The sequence below is a fragment of the Aerococcus urinaehominis genome (genome assembly GCF_001543245.1).
Lineage (GTDB): Bacteria > Bacillota > Bacilli > Lactobacillales > Aerococcaceae > Aerococcus > Aerococcus urinaehominis.
This window is the reverse complement of the sequence record NZ_CP014163.1, coordinates 214410-233353: the sequence shown is the minus strand read 5'-3', so window position 1 is coordinate 233353 and position 18944 is coordinate 214410. Positions and strand designations below refer to the sequence as shown.

Genomic DNA, 18944 nt, shown 5'->3' with positions numbered 1-18944 from the left:
AAATGGAAGAGAACGCTAGCTAGTTTAGCAGGGTTCATGTCCGCTTATAATAAAGGAGAAAGAAAAGCATGCTTGGCTACTTAATGTTGGCGATGGGCTTTTTAACCGCCTTTGCCGGTTGGAAAATTAATCGCACCCAGTCTAATATATACGAAGATAGTGATCAGCTGACACCAAGAGATGCCAGACAAATGGCGCTTGCCCTCATGCTCTTGAGTTTAGGCCTAGTCTTAGCGGGTGCTTTAACGCTATGGACTAGCCTAGGGCAAACATGGATTTTAATCGCACTAGTAATCAGTTTGGCTGGGGCCTACTTTGTTGCTAAACCAGTTACTGATAAATATAAACCAAGGAGGAAATAAGCTATGGCAGACCGCTTACCAGGATTAACCTATCCTGCTGTTCTAAAAGGTTTGGAACTACTTTTAGCTGAAGATTCTGTTATTGTACCTAATATCGTTGGACATGGGGGGATTGGTAAATCACAATTGATTGGTGATTTAGCTGCCCGTAATCATTATGGTTTTTATGAGATTACTTGTTCCCTCTTGCAACCAGGTGATTTGACTATGCCCATTCCTAAGGAAGACCGGGTTGAGTATTATTTAAACCCTCAAGTTCAGGGAGCCATTGATTGGGCCAATGCCCATCCTGATTCCAAGGTTATTCTTTTCTTAGATGAATTTAATCGGCCGGTTGCTATGGTTCAGGGTGAATTAATGAACCTAGTGTTACAACGCAATTTGATGGGGACGCCACTGCCGGACAATGTTGTGATTATCACGGCTGAAAATCCATCATCAGATACTGAAGGTTTTGAAGGCACTTCGTATGCAACTAATTCTCGGGATATGGCGATTAACGACCGAACCATGCGGATTCGGATGGGTACTAACCTGGATAGCTGGATTGAAAGCTTTGCCAGCCAAGACCATCCTAAGCGACCAGGTCATACGATGATTCATCCGCTGGTGATAGAATTCTTGCAAGCGGAAGGACGCCAATACTTTATTGTGGTGGATGAGACCAGAGATAAAAACCCAACCCCTAGGGCTTATGAGCGGATTTCCAACCTCTTCTACAACTATGAGGATGCTGGCTATCAGATTCAAGCCCTTAATGATGATGATCTCTTGGCTTTCTTGATTGAAGGAATTGACGGCTCGATTGGTGAAGAGGCAGGGGCAGTGATGTTAACCTTCTTAGAAAATCACCAGGCTGATTACATTAAGCCCCAAGAAGTGGCGCAAACTGACGGATACCAACTTGATCAATCACTGAGTGAACGCCTAGCTGCTATGCAGCCGATTCGCCGCAAGCGCGTTGTCCAGGACTTAGTTAGCTTTAGTGTAGCCCATCCGGAATTACTAACCGATGATAGTTTTATCAGTCGTTTTGCTGACCTCTTCAGTCAAGTCGATGGTGATATTCAATATAGTCTGGTTCACCGCTTGATGACTGATGAGGAAACTGAGGGGTTAGAAGTTTTAAGGGAGGCGCTATATCAAAATGATCAATTTGTTGATGCTGCCTATGATATTACTATGGCAATTAATGCCAACCGCTAGGAGAATATGATGGCTGATGTGACCCGTAATTTAAGCTACCAAGATCTGTCAGATCATTTTGGCCAGGTAGAATTAGCATATATTACCTTTTTGAACCATGGTCAGCAGGAAGATCTGCAGAAATTTTCTCAGTTAATGGACCAGTATATTGGCCTCTTGCTATCTTCCTTGATGGCAGATCGGACCTATCAAGGCGCTAGTGATGCCCTTTTTGCTGGTATTTTATACCGCATCAACCGACGGATGGATACGGAACTAGCCAAACCCATGTTTTTTGAATTTGAAGGCTTGTCTTTAAATTTGGCGATTAATCCCTTGCTCTTTTACCTCTATTATGAAAAACCAGCCCAAATGTTAGCTGGTCTCAAGCAGATGTGCTACCATGTAGTTTTTGATTATTTAACCAAGTACGATTGGGCTTATCAGGAAGAGCGGACTGGTAAAATGATGTCGGTCGCTATGGAAGTCGCGATTAACCAATACCTGCAAGACCTTCCTGGTAATTCGGTTGGTCTAGACTGGGTCCAAGAAATGACAGGTGATGCCTATCTAGATAGTCACCGAGGAGCCCTCTACTATTACGAAGCCATGCTGGCTGTTGACCAGGATCCTAAAAAGCAAGGTCACCAGCGCTTAGCCACCACCTTTAACCGCATGAAGGGGTCGGGAGAGATGTCCGACCTCTATGAACAATTTACTGGTAGTTTTGATCCCCGTCAGGCTAGTGATCTACGTGCAGATAAGGCTGACCAACTGGCTAAAGAAATGAGAAAGAATCCGTCTATGCAGCAAGCCATTCCTCAAGCCAAAAACAATGACTTACACCGTAAAATTGTTAATGGCTTGGTACGGGACTCTTACCGTGACTTGAGTGAAGAAATGCGTAAAAATCTTTCAAATAATTTGGACGTTAAGATTGCCCAGATTACTAAACGGCGTAGTCTGAACTGGCGTGATATTATTCAAAGAGGGCTTGGGACGACAGTGGTTCCTTATCGCCTATCTAAAAACCGGATGAACCGTCGCCAACCTTACCGGATTGACCTGCCGGGCCGGACACTGGATACAGCTAGTCGTTTAGTCGCATTTTTTGATACGTCAGCTTCACAAAATGAGGGCGCTCTGGCCTATTCATTGGGGGAATTAGCTAATATCCAAGAAACGCTCCACGCTGATGTCTGGGTCGTCCAAGTCGATACCCAGGTTACCAAGGTTGAAAAGCTTAACCGTCAAACTCTCAAGGAGTTTGACTTCAAGGGTCGAGGTGGCACTTCCTTTGCGCCAGCCTTTGAATGGCTCCACCAGATGGGCTTTACCGACCAGGACACGGTGGCTGTTTACTTTACAGATGGCTATGGCGATGACAACTTTGAACGTTATGGATTTACCAATATGTACTGGGTGCTCACCGATGCTGATCCGAGTGAACCTGTTCCACTATCGACTGATGGTGGTGGTAAGATCTTGTATTTACGCGGTGACGAGAAGTATAACCGTGATATTTTAAGTCAACTGACTAAAAGGAGGTAGGCTGATGGCAGATTTAAGTCAGCAGAAACGCGCGATTATGGCTGCCCAGTTTGGCAAGTATATGCCCTTGGTAGCAGATGTTAGTTACCAAGAGCTTGTCGACGCTCAGATTCCTTTGCAATTTGAATTTAAAAAAATTGATGACCAAGCTGCTTTTTATATGGTCATCAATGGCTATATGGCTGCCTTTTCCAATCATTTACAAAAGCATAATTTAATCCAGCGTGGCCACCATTACCGGCAAGGGGCGGAAATTAATTCAGACTTGGAGGCTGCTTACCTACAAGCAGCCTGGCAGGTTTACGAAGCTATCAAAAAACAAGAGGCGGCTTTAGGCAAAAAGAATCGGACCTCAGTAGAAGTGACCTGGGACCGCTTGTTTTATGATTCGCTAGTAGAGTTACATGACCAGCAGGAAGCCCTCTTTAATCATTTAGGCCAGGATTTTACTGACCTGGATCCTGACAAGAAGAAAAATGAAACCGTAGTACCTAAGTGGATTCGTGGCGTTGACAAGTAGGTGCATAGAAAAAGAACAAGACCAGTGATTTTTCACAGGTCTTGTTCTTTTTCATAATGAACTATTTATAAGCTTTGAAATAAGAAATATCAGTTTGGTCAGTCATCCTGCGTAATTTATCCCGAGCGGCTTCAGGTAGTGAGCCACCGAAGTCCATAAATTCAACCAAATCTTTAAAGGCACGATGGGGGATAGCTAGTTGGTCTAATTCATCCATATCAATGCCGAGGTCAATTTGATCTTCCTGACCAGCTGCTAGTTTATTAACAAAATCTGGTTCAGTGACGAAGACAGATGACATACCAACCATGTCAGCGTGTTCTAAAGCTTCTAGGGCTTTATCAGGAGAGTTAATACCGCCTGTCGCAATTACAGGGCAACGACCCTTTATATGGTCAAGGACGATACGGTTAACGAATTCGCCTTTTCGGCTACCCGCTCGGGCTTTTTCTAGATAGATATCGTGGCCCCAGCTAGCGATGGCGTAATAGTGGATATTTGATACATCCATCATCATGTCAAAATACTGGTTAAACTCATCGACCGTATATCCCACTTCACTACCCCGCGTTTCTTCAGGTGTACCGCGGAAGCCGAGAATAAATCCCTCAGGTGCATAATCATCAATCACTGCTTGGACAGCAGCCATAACCTCAACCCCGAAACGGGCCCGATTTTCCAGTGATTGGGCGCCATATCCATCTGTTCTTTGATTTGAGAAAGGTGAGAAGAATTGTTGGGGCAGGATTCGCTGGGCATTTGAAATTTCAACACCATCAAAGCCAGCGCGGATGGCACGGCGCGTCGCATCAGCATATTGTTGGATGACATGGTGAATTTTGCGTGTGGACATTTCTAGTACTTGGTGTTCAAAGGGTGATTTAAGGGTCATTGCAGAGGGGCCATACACCACACCATAATCATTTAAGGCAATTTTAGCAAAGCGCCCAGCATGGGTTAATTGTAAGATAGCTTTGGCGCCATCTTTGCGCATAGCATCGGCTAATTTAGATAAACCATAGATGAAAGAGTCATCTCGGACACTGGGACCGTATTCAAAAAGCTGGGCATAATCTTCAATATAGGCTGCGGTAGTGACCTGGAGGGGGGCAGACTGACTGCGACGGAGCGCGTAATCAACTTCTTCCTTAGTCACGTAGCCTTCACGAGTAGAAGCATTCGTAGTTAGCGGGTTTAAAGAGAAGCGGTTGGCCAATTCAATACCATTGCCTAATTTAATTGGCTCAAACAGGGCTTGATATTTCGGGTTAACTTGGTTTGACATAAAATCCTCCTTAGAAAATTTACTATGAAACCAGTATAGCATCTCAGACTGAACCAGCAAAGATAAATACATTCATTGTTTAAAAAAATATACAAAATAATATACAATCACGAGTGGTATGAGATTTTGGGCCTCAATCAGGTTAGTATAATAGAAAACAGGGATTTTAACCATTAAAGTATGCTATAGTGAAAATATTCAGAATTTTTATTAGAAAAAAACTTGCCAAGTTTTTATTAATAGACTTATAATAGACCCATAAAAAACTAGGTTCGACCTAGCGTATAAAGAAAAGGATGGTATCATGTCTGCCCAAGAATATGTAAATCGTGTATTGGCCAGTGTCCAAGAACGTCATCAAGATAAGCCTGAATTTGTCCAAGCAGTGGAAGAATTTCTACCAACAATTGCAGGTTATGTGGCTGAGCACCCTGAAATTGAAGCCCATAATTTACTAGAAATCATGGTTGAACCTGAACGGGTGATTCAATTCCGTGTCCCATGGCAAGATGATCAAGGGAATTGGCGCGTTAATTTAGGCTATCGAGTCCAATATAATTCAGCTTTGGGTCCTTATAAGGGCGGTTTACGCTTCCATCCTTCAGTGAATGAAAGTATCGTTCGCTTCCTAGGCTTTGAGCAAATTTTCAAGAACGCCTTGACCAGTCTCCCTATCGGTGGTGGTAAGGGGGGATCAGACTTTGATCCTTCTGGTAAGTCTGATGCTGAAGTGATGCGCTTCTGCCAAAGCTTCATGACCGAATTGCAAAAATACATTGGACCTGATCGTGATGTACCAGCTGGAGATATCGGTGTGCGGGCGCGGGAAATTGGCTATATGTATGGCCAATATAAACGCCTCAATCAAACTGAACCTGGTGTCTTGACTGGTAAACCGACTAACCAATGGGGTTCATTTGCTCGGACAGAGGCTACAGGTTATGGTGTTGTTTACTTTGCCCAAAATGCCCTTGCTGACCGTGGCCAAGATATATCAGGCAAGCGGGTCGTTATCTCAGGTCGGGGTACCGTTGCTATGTATGCAGTAGAAAAAGCTGAGCAATTAGGTGCTACTGTCATCGCTGTTTCAGATATTACAGGCTACGTCTATGACGAAGCTGGTATTTCTGCAGAGACCCTTAAAAATATTCCAGTTGACGATGCCATTTCACTAGATGAATACACTAAACACCACCCAGATGCTAAATTCTATCCAAATGAATCTGTGTGGGCAGCTGATTTAAGTTATGATGTGGCCTTGCCTTGCGCAACTCAAAATGAAATTAATGCGGAAATGGCGCAAAATATGGTGGACCATGGCGTTAAGTATGTCTTTGAAGGTGCCAACATGCCGAGTCAAGAGGCAGCTGTTGAAATTTTCGATGACAATAAGGTGCTTTTCGGTCCTGCCAAAGCAGTAAATGCTGGTGGGGTAGCTGTTTCAGCCTTAGAAATGGCACAAAACTCACAACGTCTCCAATGGACCTTTGAAGAGGTTGATGGCCGCTTACAAGAAACCATGAAAGCTATTTATGATGCTTGTTCTAATACGGCCAAGCGGTATAGTCACCCTGATGACTTAAGACTTGGGGCTAATGTAGCTGGTTTTGCCCGCGTATCTGAAGTAATGCTAGCCCAAGGCTTAGTTTAAGCCTAGTTAACGATGTCAATTAAAAATTAAAATGAATCAATTTTTAGCAGAGTAATCTCGGATTGCTCTGCTTTTTATTTGCCTTGGATAGGATTATTAAAACTGTAGTTGACTATAAATTTTAATTGCTAAAAAAGTATCAGAAGGCACCTCTAGACACAATACGTGTTATTAAATATAACGTTAATTTTAAAATAAGTTAGACAAAATAACATTTACATGCTATCCTAGTTTTGAATTTAAATAATTCTTAAACGGAGGTGGTCCCATGATTGCTTTAATGGGATTTGCTATGATTATTATTTTCATGGCCTTGATAATGAAAAAGAAGATTAGTCCTTTTATTGGTTTAGTTGCCCTACCGGTCAGCTTTGCTGCGCTAGGTCAGCTACTAAATTTTTGGTCAATTGACATAGGTGAAGCGGCCTTGTCAGGTTTAATGACAACAGCTAAAACCGGTATTATGCTTTTCTTTGCTATTTATATGTTTACCATCATGATTGATGCCGGTTTGTTTGACCCCTTATCAAATTTGATGATTAAGTACGCAAAGGGTGATCCTTTAAAAGTCTCCTTAGCAACGGTTTTGCTAACTATATTGGTGTCGCTCAATGGCGATGGGACTACGACTATGATTATTGTCTCTACTGCCATGGTGCCGATATATAAAAAGCTAAATATGAACTTGTTGGACTTGGCTGTCCTTACCATGACGGCTCATTCGATTATAAATTTACTGCCTTGGGGCGGTCCGACTGCACGGGCTATTGCCGTGATGGAAGTTGGCACTTCAGAAGTGATGCGCGGCCTGGTGCCCATGATGGCTGTTGCCATAGTCTATATGTTCGCAGTTGCTTATTGGATTGGGAAACAGGAGCAAAAGCGCCTGGGTGTGATTTACTTGACGGACCAAGAAATTGCGGACATGATGGTGCAAGGTGATGGGGATAATCAAAATCTGAAGCGCCCCCATTTAGTTTGGCTCAATGCTACAATTGTTTTGATTACTGTTGGCTTATTAGTTGTTTCTGATATACCGCCAGCAATAATCTTTATGGTAGGCACGGTAGTGACCTTACTCGTTAATTATCCCAACCTAAAGGACCAAAAAGGACGCATTGATGCTAATGCGAGCGAAGCCAACCAGGTGGTCATGACTGTATTTGCAGCCGGTGTTTTTATGGGAATTTTAAAAGAAACGGGTATGGCTGATGGCATTGCTACTGCCCTATTAGCTATGATTCCTGATTCGCTGGGTCGCTTTTACGGTTTGATAGTGGCTATACTTTCAGCCCTAGGTACTTATTTTCTACACAACGATGCCTTCTATTACGGGATGATGCCTATTTTACGCCAGGCTGGTGAGGTATATGGTTTTACTGATCTGCAGCTGACCTTTGCTTCTTTAATGGGCCAGGCCTTTCACTTGTTTAGTCCTTTAGTGCCCTTCTCTTATGTACTGCTGGGCATGACAGGAGTGGATTGGGGGGCATGGCAGAAGAAGGGTCTGGTCGTCTCACTGGGCATTTTCATTATTTATGTGATTGTTGGTGGCCTTCTAGGCTTGATGCCAATTATAATTTAAAGGATTAATCTAATTGTACTAAGGAGGAAGATATGATGAAAGTGACATTGATACCCGGGGACGGCATTGGCCCAGAAATTGCGCAGGCGACTATAAGGATTTTACAAGCAGCTGGTGCAAATGTTGACTGGCAAGTGGTGAAGGCCGGGCAGGCAGTCTACGAAGAGACTGGTGAGCTGATTCCTCAAGCAGTTTATGATTCATTAGCCGATACTAGAGTGGGACTAAAAGGGCCGATGACCACTCCAATTGGCACCGGTTTCCGATCTGCCAATGTAGCGCTTAGAAAAAATATGATCTTTACACCAATCTTAGGCCCATCCAATCAATTGGTCAGGCTGGTGGACAGGTAGCGAACTTGGACCTGGTTTTATTTAGAGAAAATACGGAAGACCTTTACGCTGGCGTGGAAGAGCGTATTTCTGATGACGTCATGCACAGTATCAAAATTATCACTAGGCGAGGGTCACAACGGATTGCCCGCCAGGCCTTTACCTATGCCAAAAAACACCAGCGTCAAAAAGTGACGGTGGTGACGAAGGCTAATATTATGAAACTAACGGATGGTTTATTTTTGGAAACAGCCCGCCAGGTGGCCAAGGATTATCCTAGTATTCAACTAGAAGAGATTCTGGTTGATAATATGGCTATGCAACTGGTGATCAACCCTAAGCAGTTTGATGTTATCTTGACTGAAAACCTGTATGGCGATATTCTTTCTGACCTGATGGCCGGTTTGGTTGGCGGACTAGGATTGGTTCCCGGGGCTAATATCGGCGATGATATGGCGATTTTTGAAGCTGTCCACGGTTCAGCACCTGATATTGCTGGTCAAGACTTGGCTAATCCAACAGCCTTGGTATTATCAGCTTGTCTGATGCTTGATTATTTAGACCAACAGGAGGTGGCTGACCGCATACGTCAGGCTCTAGCCCAGGTTTTAAGCCAGCCTGACCTCACCACTCGGGACTTAGGCGGACCACTGACTTGTTCCGCCTTTACTCAGGCTGTGGTCGATTGTTTAGCTAATTAAATCGATAATAAGTCTCAAGTTAAATTTATTAAAGAATTCTTCACCAATGTAAAAAATATTTTGACAAGGTTTCCATAAACTGATAAGCTAGTTCCAAGTAGAAAAAAAGGAGATTTTTAACCAACATGTTAAATATGAATGCAACAGCTTTTACATATTTTTACTTTTACTTTAGTAGCTTTACTAGGTAAAGGTAATTTTTGTTGCATCCAAATATGTTCGTGAAGAAGTCTGAATCTTTAAATCTACTATCCGATTCAGTATTTCACCAGCAGCTGGCAGCAGAGATTATCCATCTCGCTGTCGGCTGCTTTTTTGTTTAGAAAATTTTAGGAGGACTAATATGATTATTGTAAGTAAAAATGACCAAGCCCGGCAAAAGCTAGTTGAAAAATTAAGTGCCCAAGACCTAAAATTGACCCCGCTCAAACGGGGGGACAGTGCCCTTTTAATTGAGGGTAAGCTATCGGCAGACGACAAGCAGGCCCTTGCTAATATGGAAGAGGTCCTTGCCATTGAAGAATTAAAAGAAAAATTTGTGCGGGCCTCACGCCAGGTGCATCCTGAAGATTCCGTAATAGATGTGGCAGGTGTCAAGGTAGGCGGCGGTCATTTCGCCATGATTGGTGGCCCTTGCGCGATTGAGTCTCTGGATCAGTTGCGAGAAACAGCTCGCTACGTTAAAGCAGCTGGAGCCAACATGTTGCGCGGCGGTGCCTTTAAGCCGCGTACCTCTCCCTATTCCTTCCAAGGTATGGGTCAAGAGGGCTTGCGCCTCTTACACCAGGTAGGTCAAGAATTTAACTTGCCAACAGTAGCTGAAGTTATGGAGATTTCTCAAATTGAACTCTTCGACCAAGAAGGCGTAGATGTTTTCCAAATTGGTGCTCGGAATGCTCAAAACTTTGACCTCCTTAAAGCAGTTGGTAAAACCAAACGACCAGTATTATTGAAGCGTGGCATTGCCGGCACTATTGACGAGTGGTTGATGTCAGCTGAGTATATCATGAGCGAGGGTAACCCAAATGTTATGCTTTGTGAACGTGGTATCAGAACTTATGAAACAGCGACTCGTAATACCCAGGACTTATCCGCCGTCCCGCTGGTTCATCAGTTAAGCCACCTGCCAGTAGTAGTTGACCCGTCACACGCTGCTGGTCGTCGTGACATTATTGAAGATATGGCCCTGGCCGGGGTAGCAGCCGGCGCTGATGGCTTAATTATTGAAACCCATATTAAACCGGAAGAGGCCGTATCTGATGGTCCCCAATCTCTATACCCAGACCAATATCAAGCCATGACCAAGAAAGTATGGCAATTACACAGCTTTATGCAAGGTTTGAATGCCTAAAAAAAGGAGTGTCGCCCATGGAAAAGGTTCATATTCCCATCCAGCCAGCCTATGATGTCATTATTGGCCGCGGTTTAATCGACCAAGCTGATGACTTACTAGCGCCTTACATCACTGGCCGTAAGGTGATGATCATCACTGATGCTAACGTTGCCAGCTTCGCTTATCCAGATCGTTTGCAAAGTCGTATCCAAAGCTTAGCCCACCAGGTCCACCAGCTTATTTTTCCTGCTGGTGAAACCACTAAGAATTTGGCTAATGTTGGCCGTATCTTTGATTACTTAGCCCAGGTCAACTTTTCCCGTAACGACTATCTCATTGCCCTGGGGGGCGGTGTTGTCGGTGACTTGGCCGGTTTTGCTGCGGCTTGTTATCTGCGCGGGATTAACTTTTTCCAGATGCCAACCACCCTGTTGGCGGCGATTGACTCTTCTGTAGGTGGCAAGACTGGGGTGGATATCGCAGCTGGAAAAAATCTAGTTGGTGCCTTTTATCAACCAAAAGTTGTCCTCTGTGACTTGGATAGTTTAAAAACTTTAGCCAGCCAGGATTTTCAGGATGGTATGGCGGAAATGATCAAATATGGCCTAATTGATAATCCTGCTTTAGTCAAAAAATTGAATAATCGTGACCAGCCACTTAATGCTGAAGCAGCAGATTTAATCGATTTTGTAAAAACTTGTGTCACCATGAAGCGCGATATTGCTAGCCAGGATGCTAAGGACCATGGTGTCCGCCAATTACTTAATTATGGGCACACCCTGGGCCATGCCCTAGAACAGGTATCTAATTATCAAATATCGCATGGTCGTGCGGTAGCTCTAGACATGTCAGTATTTGTTGACTTAGCGGTTGACCAGGGGATATTAGCTGATAACTTCAGGTCTGACTTAGATGGGCTACTTAAGGATTACCAACTTCTGACCACGAAGCCACAATATGACTTTGATGAGCTAAAGACAGCCATGTCTAATGATAAAAAGCGTCGCCAAGATGAAATAACCTTAGTATTACCTGATAGCCTAGGCCATTGCGGTCTCTATCATTATCAGCTTGAAGATTTTTATACCAGCTTGGAAAGGGTGTGGGCAGCCTATGACATCCAGTGAGCCTAGTTTAAATATCAATGGTGAGACGCGGATAGCCGGTATTGTCGGAAGTCCTATCAAACATTCTAAATCACTGGCTATCTATAACCAGGCCTTTGCTCGTCAAGCTGTCGACGCGGTTTACTTGGCATTTGAAACCTGCGAGGCAGAGACAATTGGCCGCATTGAAGCCTTAAAAAACCTGGATGCTCTCCTGATTAATGTTACCATGCCGGGTAAGCACCAGGCTCTGGCTTGCGTAGACCATGTTGACCAAGCAGCCGCCTATGTACAGGCGGTCAATACCATAGTTAAACAGGATGATGGTTGGTGGGGTTACAACACTGATGGGCTAGGTTTTTGGCAGTCAGCCTGCCGACATTGTGGCCATTTGCCAGGTCAGAAAATTACTATATTCGGCACTGGTAGCACCAGTCGTGTAATTTTGGCCCAAGCCGTTTTGATGGGGGCTAGACAAATCAAGTTAGTCGGCCGTCAGTGGCAGCGGCCATTGGCTATTAAAACTGTCATTGAAAAACTTAGGGCTGATTTTCCAGATTTAGCGATTACTTGTCTTGATTTAGCCGAGGATGACCAAGTAAAGTCGGCCCTCAATCAGGCAGACATTGTGGTTCAAACCACCTCAGTAGGTATGGTTGGCCAGGTTAACCAGTCGGTGGTTAAAGAAGCAGATTGGTTTTCCCCACATAACTATGTTTTCGATATTATTTATGAACCTGACCAGACGGTTTTTCTTGGCCAAGCTAAGGGTCGGGGCTGTCAAGCCTTTAATGGCCTGCTGATGTTATGGGGCCAAGCAGAGATTAATTATCAATTAGCAACAGGAAAAAATTTACTAGCATAAGGAGTGAACAGTCAATGGATTTTGACTTTGACTTTAGCAGTTGGACAGATAAAGAGCACTAGGGATAAGGCTATCAAGTTAACATCCCAGGCTCTAACACCATAAGTAGATACTAAATGGAGGAAGCATCATGGGATTAAATAGTACAAGTGAACAATTAGCAGTAGACACCTTAAGAGCCTTAGCCTTAGATATGATTGACAAGGCTGAGTCTGGCCACCAAGGCTTAGTTTTAGGAGCAGCTCCCATGCTGCATGTCTTATGGACGCGGCATATGAAGCAGCTACCAAGCCAACCGGACTGGCCAGATCGAGACCGCTTTGTCCTATCAGCAGGTCATGGTTCAGCGCTCCTTTATGCCTTATTGCATGTGGCAGGCTATGACTTGTCCATGCAGGATCTAAAGGGATTTCGCCAGGCTAATCCTAAGACACCAGGTCACCCTGAATACGGTCAGACGCCTGGAGTGGAAGCGTCAACTGGTCCTCTGGGGCAGGGTTTTGCAAATGCAGTGGGTATGGCCATGGCTGAAGCCCACCTAGCCGGCCAGTATAACCAAAAAGGTCAACAAGTTGTTAATCACCATACCTATTGTCTGGTCTCTGATGGCGACTTGATGGAGGGGATTTCCCACGAAGCCGCCTCATTAGCCGGTCACCTTAAGTTAGGCAAGCTGATTGTGCTCTATGATTCAAACGATGTTTCCTTAGATGGCCAGCTAGATTTATCGTGTTCAGATCATGTAGCTAGTCGCTTTCAAGCTTATAATTGGCAATATATTCGGGTTGAAGATGGTGAAGACCTTGCAGAGATTGACCAGGCCATCAATGAGGCTAAGGCAGATACAGAGCATCCTAGTTTAATTGAGGTCAAAACAGTTATCGGGGCTGGTTCTAGTTTGGCAGGTAGTCATCAGGTACATGGTAATCCACTTAAAGCTGATGATATAGTTGACTACAAGCTGGATAAGGGGCTCTCTAGCCAGACCTTTTATGTGGATCGCCAGGTTTATGATCTCTATCGGTCAAGTATTTTAACGAGCCAACTTGCTAGCTACGAGAAATGGCAGGCTGACTTGGTTAACTATCAGGCCTCCTATCCACATCAGGCCCAAGCCTATCGGCAGGCTCTGGGCGGGTGGTTACCAAAAAATTGGACGAGCCAGCTCACCCCTTACCGGGTGGATGAAACTGGCCTTTCAGGTCGTGATGCTTCTGGTGAAGTTTTGACCTGCTTGCAAGATATCTTACCTAATTTATGGGGCGGTTCTGCTGATTTAGCTTCATCAAATAAGACCACTTTGACGAATAAGGGAGATTTTGCTCCTGATTACTATCAAGGCTGTAATATTAACTATGGTATACGCGAGCATGCTATGGGAGCTATTTTGAACGGTATTTGCCTACATGGTGGCAGTAAGTCCTATGTGGCCACCTTCCTCGCTTTTGCTGACTACTTACGTCCAGCCATGCGCATGGCCGCCTTATCAAAATTACCAGCTATTTATGTGTTCACCCATGATTCAATCCAAGTCGGTGCAGACGGCCCGACTCACCAGCCCATTGAACAACTGGCTAGTCTAAGAGCCATACCTAACCTCAATGTTTTTCGGCCTGCAGATGCTAATGAAGTCCAAGCCGCTTGGAAGATTGCTTTAATGGCTCGAGACCGGCCGCAGGTACTGGCCTTATCACGGCAAAAGCTCGCGATCTTAGCTGGTACTGACCGGCTAGCTGACCAAGGAGTGGCGCGTGGTGCTTATGTCTTATCACCAGCCCAAGGTCACCGGGATGGTATTTTGATTGCTAGCGGGTCCGAAGTTGATTTAACCCTACAAGCGCAAGAGCAGTTGCGCGCTTTAGGTATTGAGCTAGCTGTGGTTTCCATGCCTTGTCAGGAGCTTTTTAATGAACAAGACCAGGCCTACCAAGAAAGTGTCCTGCCTTCTTGTGAAAAGCGGCGGATTGCCATTGAACTTGGAGCTAGCCAGTCCTGGTACCGGTATGTCGGCCTTGAGGGGGTAGTGCTGGGTCTTGATGCGTTTGGTCAGTCTATGGCCGGTGACCGCCTCCAAGCCAGCATGGGAATCACGGTCGATGCCATTGTTAGAGCTTATTACCAACATTTCTATCCTTCTAGCCAAATTGCACTTCAAGCTGACCGCTATCAAGCGATAGCCAGCTGGGCAGGACCTAGCTAAGGCAAGGTTAAATAAAAAGCTATATCAGCTTAAAGAGTCTGGGGCATACGTCCCGGACTCTCGCTATTATACGTATATTAACGGCTAAGTCGGGTTCGGGCAGGCATACTATATAAGTACGCATTGAAAATGCTACGGTTATAGCAAAAAAATGACCTGAAGTCCTTTCATAAAATCCGACACAATACCTGTGATATGGGACGTTTTTTATGCCAAGGATTCAGTCTAAGCACCAGCCCTCACCCCCTTACTTATTCTGAGATATTTACTTAATATTGGGAGCCTGGTAAGTTATAATGGTTAAAATAATTTTAAAAACGATAAGGAGAAAATATGAAGCAATCTTTTAAACACCTGTCGACCAAGTATGCTGGTCTGATGGGATCTTATAATCTAGGATATGCGGGCTTTACTGGTTTTGGGACTGTTTATTTACTAAGCAAGGGGCTGAATGAATCACAAATTGGTTTGGCGGTAGCCTTAGCCAACTTACTCGCTGTATTCGTTCAACCAGTCCTGGCTGAACGGATTGACCGCAGCCGGCGCTGGACCCTTTTAGAATATAAGCTCGCTTTATTAATACCGTTATTTTTCACCATGCTTGCTATGCTGATTGCCAATCAATTAATGTGGCTAATTGCTGTATTATTTGTTTTAGCCATGACCTTGATGATGATTTTGATGCCCCTGTTAAATTCCGTGGCCATGTACTTTATTAACCATGGTTACCAATTAGATTATGGGGTACCACGGGCAATTGGTTCAGCTTTCTATGCAGTAGGCGCTCTAATCATTGGCCGATTGACAGTGGCCTATGGCACTGACGCCATGGTGGCTTTTGCAATTGCTAGTTTTGTTATCTATAGCTTAGTCCTCTTCTTCTTTCCCTTCCACCAGGCTAGGGACCGGGCGGCAGACCAAGCGCCTGACCATCAAGACCATATCGCAACGCCAGCTGATGTCACTGACTTGCCTGATGCCGAACCTTTTTTCAAAAAATACCGTCAGTATGGTTATTTCTTAGCAGGCGTGCTTTGTTTTATTACCTTTCACAACCTAGTCAATAACTATATGTTCCAGATTTTAGTCAATGTTGGTGGCGGCCAGGAACATATGGGGACAGCCTTCGCCTTAGCTGCCTTTATTGAGGTACCTGTTATGGTGTCCTATGCATGGCTAAGCCGGCGCTTTAGTCTCCGCCAGTTACTGATGACTTCAGCTATCTTTTTCCTCGTAAAAGCAATTATTACTGCTTTCGCAACTGGGGTACCTGGTATTATGTTAGCCCAAGCTACCCAAATGTTAGCATTTGGTATTTATACCACGGTTTCGGTTTATTATACCAATACGGTTATGGCTAAGCAGGATATGGTGAAGGGGCAGGCCATGTTGGCAACGGCACAAACAATTGGTAATGTGCTTGGGTCTTTAGTGGGCGGTATGATTATTAACCATTTTTCTACCCAAATGGCCTTGTATTTCTGTATTATTTGCTGTATTTTTGGCTTATTTGGCTTTTACAAGGGCGTCAAGCGGCCCAGTCTTCAGGTGGCTGAATAATGGCTGCTCCACATGCAGAAAAAGTAGCGGCCATTCGTCAAGCCATCATGGCTGATCCAGCTAATCAATCCTTTACTGATCGGGGAATAGGCCCCTTGTTTTCAGCACCAGCTCAAGCACGTATTTTAGTGGTGGGTCAAGCACCTGGACGTTTAGCCGAAGCACGGGGGCGGTTTTGGGACGATCCCTCAGGCGATCGGCTGCGAGCTTGGTTGGGTGTATCACGAGACTTCTTTTATCAGACCGATTTAATCGGCCACCTGCCCATGGATTTTTATTTTCCTGGCAAGGCCAAGACCGGGGACCAGAAGCCGCGCTCAGACTTTGCCAGCAAGTGGCATCCTGCATTGCGGGCCTTAATGCCAAATTTAAAGCTGACTATTTTAGTAGGCAAGCATGCCCAGGACTTTTATCTAGGTGACCAGGCCCAAGCTAATTTGACCCAAACGGTTGCCTATTACCAAGACTATTTGCCGGACTATTTTCCCCTGCCCCATCCCTCACCATTAAATAATCGCTGGCTAAAAAATAATCCCTGGTTTTTAGACCAGGTGCAGCCGGACCTAGCTAAATATGTGGCAGCACTAATTAGAGATGAACAAGCAGAATAATTTTATGTTTATCCTAAGAGCTAAATTTTTTAGCTCTTTTCTTTATGCTTACTGATTATACTTTTGATATACTTAATAAAATATTAAAAAGTGAGGGATTCAATGAATCTAATGTATAGCAGGAAACTAATGATAGTGGCGGTTAGTTTGTTAAGCTTGGCTGGCTGCCAAAATCATAACAACAGCTTAGCCCAAAACAGTCAAGTTGAGTCGATGCCAGCCGAGTATCTAGAAATATTGGAAGAATATCAGACATTACTGCCTGATATTAAAAATAATAACCAGAAGGCCTTAGAGCAGGCACGCTATGTCGAGGCATTGGATATTAATAATACGGATACCAAGGCAGGCATCCAATATGCCCAGCATGATCTTGATGGTAATGGGATTGGTGAACTATTCCTGGCTAGCCGTGGTGACCAAGCCCGTGTCTTTCATATCTATACCCTGAATACTGGACAGCTAACAGATTTAGCTGGTTATAACGTGGAAGGGGCTCATATCGGTAATCGTGGTGGTTTAGATTTTTATGAAGATGGTAGAATTGTCGCTTCTCTTTCGGGGGGCGCGACAACTAGTAATTACAGTGATTTAGAATTACCGGCAGGGGCTGGTAATTTTGAAGTCATACGTTCTTACCATCGGTCTGCTATGCCAGACGCTCTAACTATAAGGGATCAATTGACTGGCCAAGAAATTACAGATGAAGAATTTAACCAGTATTACAGTAGCGAGTCCTTGGGAGAACCTATGGATATCTTTAGCCAGTGGGAATGGCAAGGTATAGAAGAAAATCAGGCGATTGCCCCTAAACCAGATCATGACCGAGGAGCAGACGAAGCTTCATCTAATTCTGATCAAATAGATAAGCAGGCCTATTTAAATCTTTTACGGAATCGCTGGCAAGTTTGGGCTAACAAAGTTCAGCCCTTGATAGACCAAGATGCATTTACTGCTGACCAAATAGGCATTCGTCCCTTACCAAGTGGGGACCTCCATCCAATTGTACCGGCTTTGCATCAAGCTGCAAGTCAAAGCCTAGCTGAGGATGATCAGTCAGAAATCCCCCGTCATTTAATGGTTATCTTGAGTCATAGCTTTGTTTTGGAAAAAATGCTTTTACCAGAACTGGATAAAAATTCCCAAGATAGTTTGGATAATTTACGTTATGATATTGTTCAATCCAGACAAGCCGTACTAGGCCAGCTACTAGCTGAAACTCCTATAGTAAGTTTTGAGTGGGAAGCAAAATGGCTAGCAGGTTACGATCAGCAACTGGCACAATTACTGGCACGGTCTGACCGAGAATTTGATGACCTTAACCTAATTAGTATTCACAGCGGGGTAGCTGTGGAGGCATTTCCAATGTTATCATCAGATGTTGGCAGTCAATTTGGCTTTACTTATGATCCTAGTCGCCAAAGGTTTTATACCATTAACGACCGCATTGGTGCCCAGGATGTTTCTGGTACTAAGGTTTATTTTTATGACTTCGTCGATGGTGGTATAACTAGATTTACACCGGGTAGTGGGAACAGAACGGGTGAATCTATTGATCAAGTAGACTTGTCCCAACTTTACGGGGTGAAATTAGACAACCACTACCCACAAAGGGCTATGGCGGGTCAAGCAAAAAATCAAGCTTCATCAAATGATCAAGACGCGCTAGCCAATTTTATGACGCACTGGGGACAAGAGATGGGACAGACTTACAAAGCTTACCAGCTTGATCAACCAGTGGACTTTTATGGGACTAGATTCCCTGAAAAAGAATTTCAAGTAGTCCTCGATGGTCAAAATATTCAATTTAAGGATGGCCAGTCCACAGATGCTAATTATAAAATCGATGCCATCTATTCGGATATTGCTGACCAGGATAATCCTAGCCAGGAACGCCACTTATATCTTTTTACCCAGGGGGTAAATGGGCCACAGGTTTGGGTAACCATGCAAGGTGCTGATGACCAAGGTCGCCTCCACTTTAAGCAAACGGCTAACCAAGCACTCAAAGCAGGTTATTTAAAGCATGCTAGTAATTAAAAGTCAGGATATTAAAAATACGCTAGTAATTAGCAATAAAAAATAGCTTAAAAGCAA

The 18944-nt window shown here is 44.2% G+C and carries 14 protein-coding genes and 1 pseudogene; 14 read left to right on the top strand and 1 reads right to left on the bottom strand.

Features of this window, described 5'->3' with window-relative positions; all coding sequences use genetic code 11:
- Positions 1-68: 68 nt before the first annotated feature.
- The 4 genes from AWM75_RS01050 to AWM75_RS01035 are packed head-to-tail and all read left to right on the top strand — an operon-like array spanning position 69 to position 3618.
- Positions 69-362 carry a hypothetical protein gene (locus AWM75_RS01050; protein ID WP_067977324.1) on the top strand — a complete coding sequence of 98 codons (294 nt, stop codon included), beginning with the start codon at positions 69-71 and terminating at the stop codon, positions 360-362.
- 3 nt (positions 363-365) lie between these two features.
- Positions 366-1568, top strand: a complete 1203-nt coding sequence (locus AWM75_RS01045) for an ATP-binding protein (protein ID WP_067977323.1) — start codon at positions 366-368, stop codon at positions 1566-1568.
- Between the two features lie 9 nt (positions 1569-1577).
- Positions 1578-3098, top strand: a complete 1521-nt coding sequence (locus AWM75_RS01040; protein WP_234946611.1) for a vWA domain-containing protein — start codon at positions 1578-1580, stop codon at positions 3096-3098.
- A gap of 4 nt (positions 3099-3102) precedes the next feature.
- Positions 3103-3618, top strand: a complete 516-nt coding sequence (locus AWM75_RS01035; protein WP_067977321.1) for a hypothetical protein — start codon at positions 3103-3105, stop codon at positions 3616-3618.
- Between the two features lie 61 nt (positions 3619-3679).
- On the opposite strand, the gene AWM75_RS01030 is transcribed toward AWM75_RS01035, so the two are convergent.
- Positions 3680-4903 (bottom strand): NADH-dependent flavin oxidoreductase, encoded by a 1224-nt coding sequence (locus tag AWM75_RS01030; protein WP_067977320.1) that lies wholly within the window; start codon positions 4901-4903, stop codon positions 3680-3682.
- A gap of 304 nt (positions 4904-5207) precedes the next feature.
- Between AWM75_RS01030 and gdhA the strand changes: the two genes are divergently transcribed.
- The 10 genes and pseudogenes from gdhA (at position 5208) to AWM75_RS00980 (ending at position 18887) form a co-directional block, all read left to right on the top strand.
- The gene (gene gdhA, locus AWM75_RS01025; protein WP_067977319.1) at positions 5208-6554 is read left to right on the top strand and encodes an NADP-specific glutamate dehydrogenase; all 1347 of its coding nucleotides are present in this window, start codon (positions 5208-5210) and stop codon (positions 6552-6554) included.
- A 268-nt stretch (positions 6555-6822) separates the two neighbouring features.
- Positions 6823-8139 carry a CitMHS family transporter gene (locus AWM75_RS01020; protein WP_067977318.1) on the top strand — a complete coding sequence of 439 codons (1317 nt, stop codon included), beginning with the start codon at positions 6823-6825 and terminating at the stop codon, positions 8137-8139.
- A gap of 32 nt (positions 8140-8171) precedes the next feature.
- Positions 8172-9172 (top strand): annotated as a pseudogene (locus tag AWM75_RS01015) (isocitrate/isopropylmalate dehydrogenase family protein).
- A 343-nt stretch (positions 9173-9515) separates the two neighbouring features.
- A complete protein-coding gene (aroF, locus tag AWM75_RS01010; RefSeq protein ID WP_067977317.1) occupies positions 9516-10523 on the top strand; it encodes a 3-deoxy-7-phosphoheptulonate synthase in 1008 nt (335 codons plus the stop codon).
- 17 nt (positions 10524-10540) lie between these two features.
- A complete protein-coding gene (aroB, locus tag AWM75_RS01005) occupies positions 10541-11632 on the top strand; it encodes a 3-dehydroquinate synthase (RefSeq protein WP_067977316.1) in 1092 nt (363 codons plus the stop codon).
- Positions 11619-12476, top strand: coding sequence for a shikimate dehydrogenase family protein (locus AWM75_RS01000; RefSeq protein ID WP_067977315.1), 858 nt, complete (start codon positions 11619-11621; stop codon positions 12474-12476). The genes aroB and AWM75_RS01000 overlap by 14 nt, the downstream gene beginning before the upstream one ends.
- 130 nt (positions 12477-12606) lie before the next feature.
- Positions 12607-14676 (top strand): transketolase, encoded by a 2070-nt coding sequence (tkt, locus tag AWM75_RS00995; RefSeq protein ID WP_074572496.1) that lies wholly within the window; start codon positions 12607-12609, stop codon positions 14674-14676.
- A 333-nt stretch (positions 14677-15009) separates the two neighbouring features.
- A complete protein-coding gene (locus AWM75_RS00990; RefSeq protein WP_067977314.1) occupies positions 15010-16236 on the top strand; it encodes an MFS transporter in 1227 nt (408 codons plus the stop codon).
- Positions 16236-16847, top strand: coding sequence for a uracil-DNA glycosylase family protein (locus AWM75_RS00985; RefSeq protein ID WP_067977313.1), 612 nt, complete (start codon positions 16236-16238; stop codon positions 16845-16847). The genes AWM75_RS00990 and AWM75_RS00985 overlap by 1 nt, the downstream gene beginning before the upstream one ends.
- 129 nt (positions 16848-16976) lie before the next feature.
- On the top strand, positions 16977-18887 hold the full coding sequence (locus tag AWM75_RS00980) for a DUF4767 domain-containing protein (RefSeq protein WP_067977312.1): 1911 nt from the start codon (positions 16977-16979) through the stop codon (positions 18885-18887).
- The last annotated feature ends 57 nt before the right edge of the window (positions 18888-18944 follow it).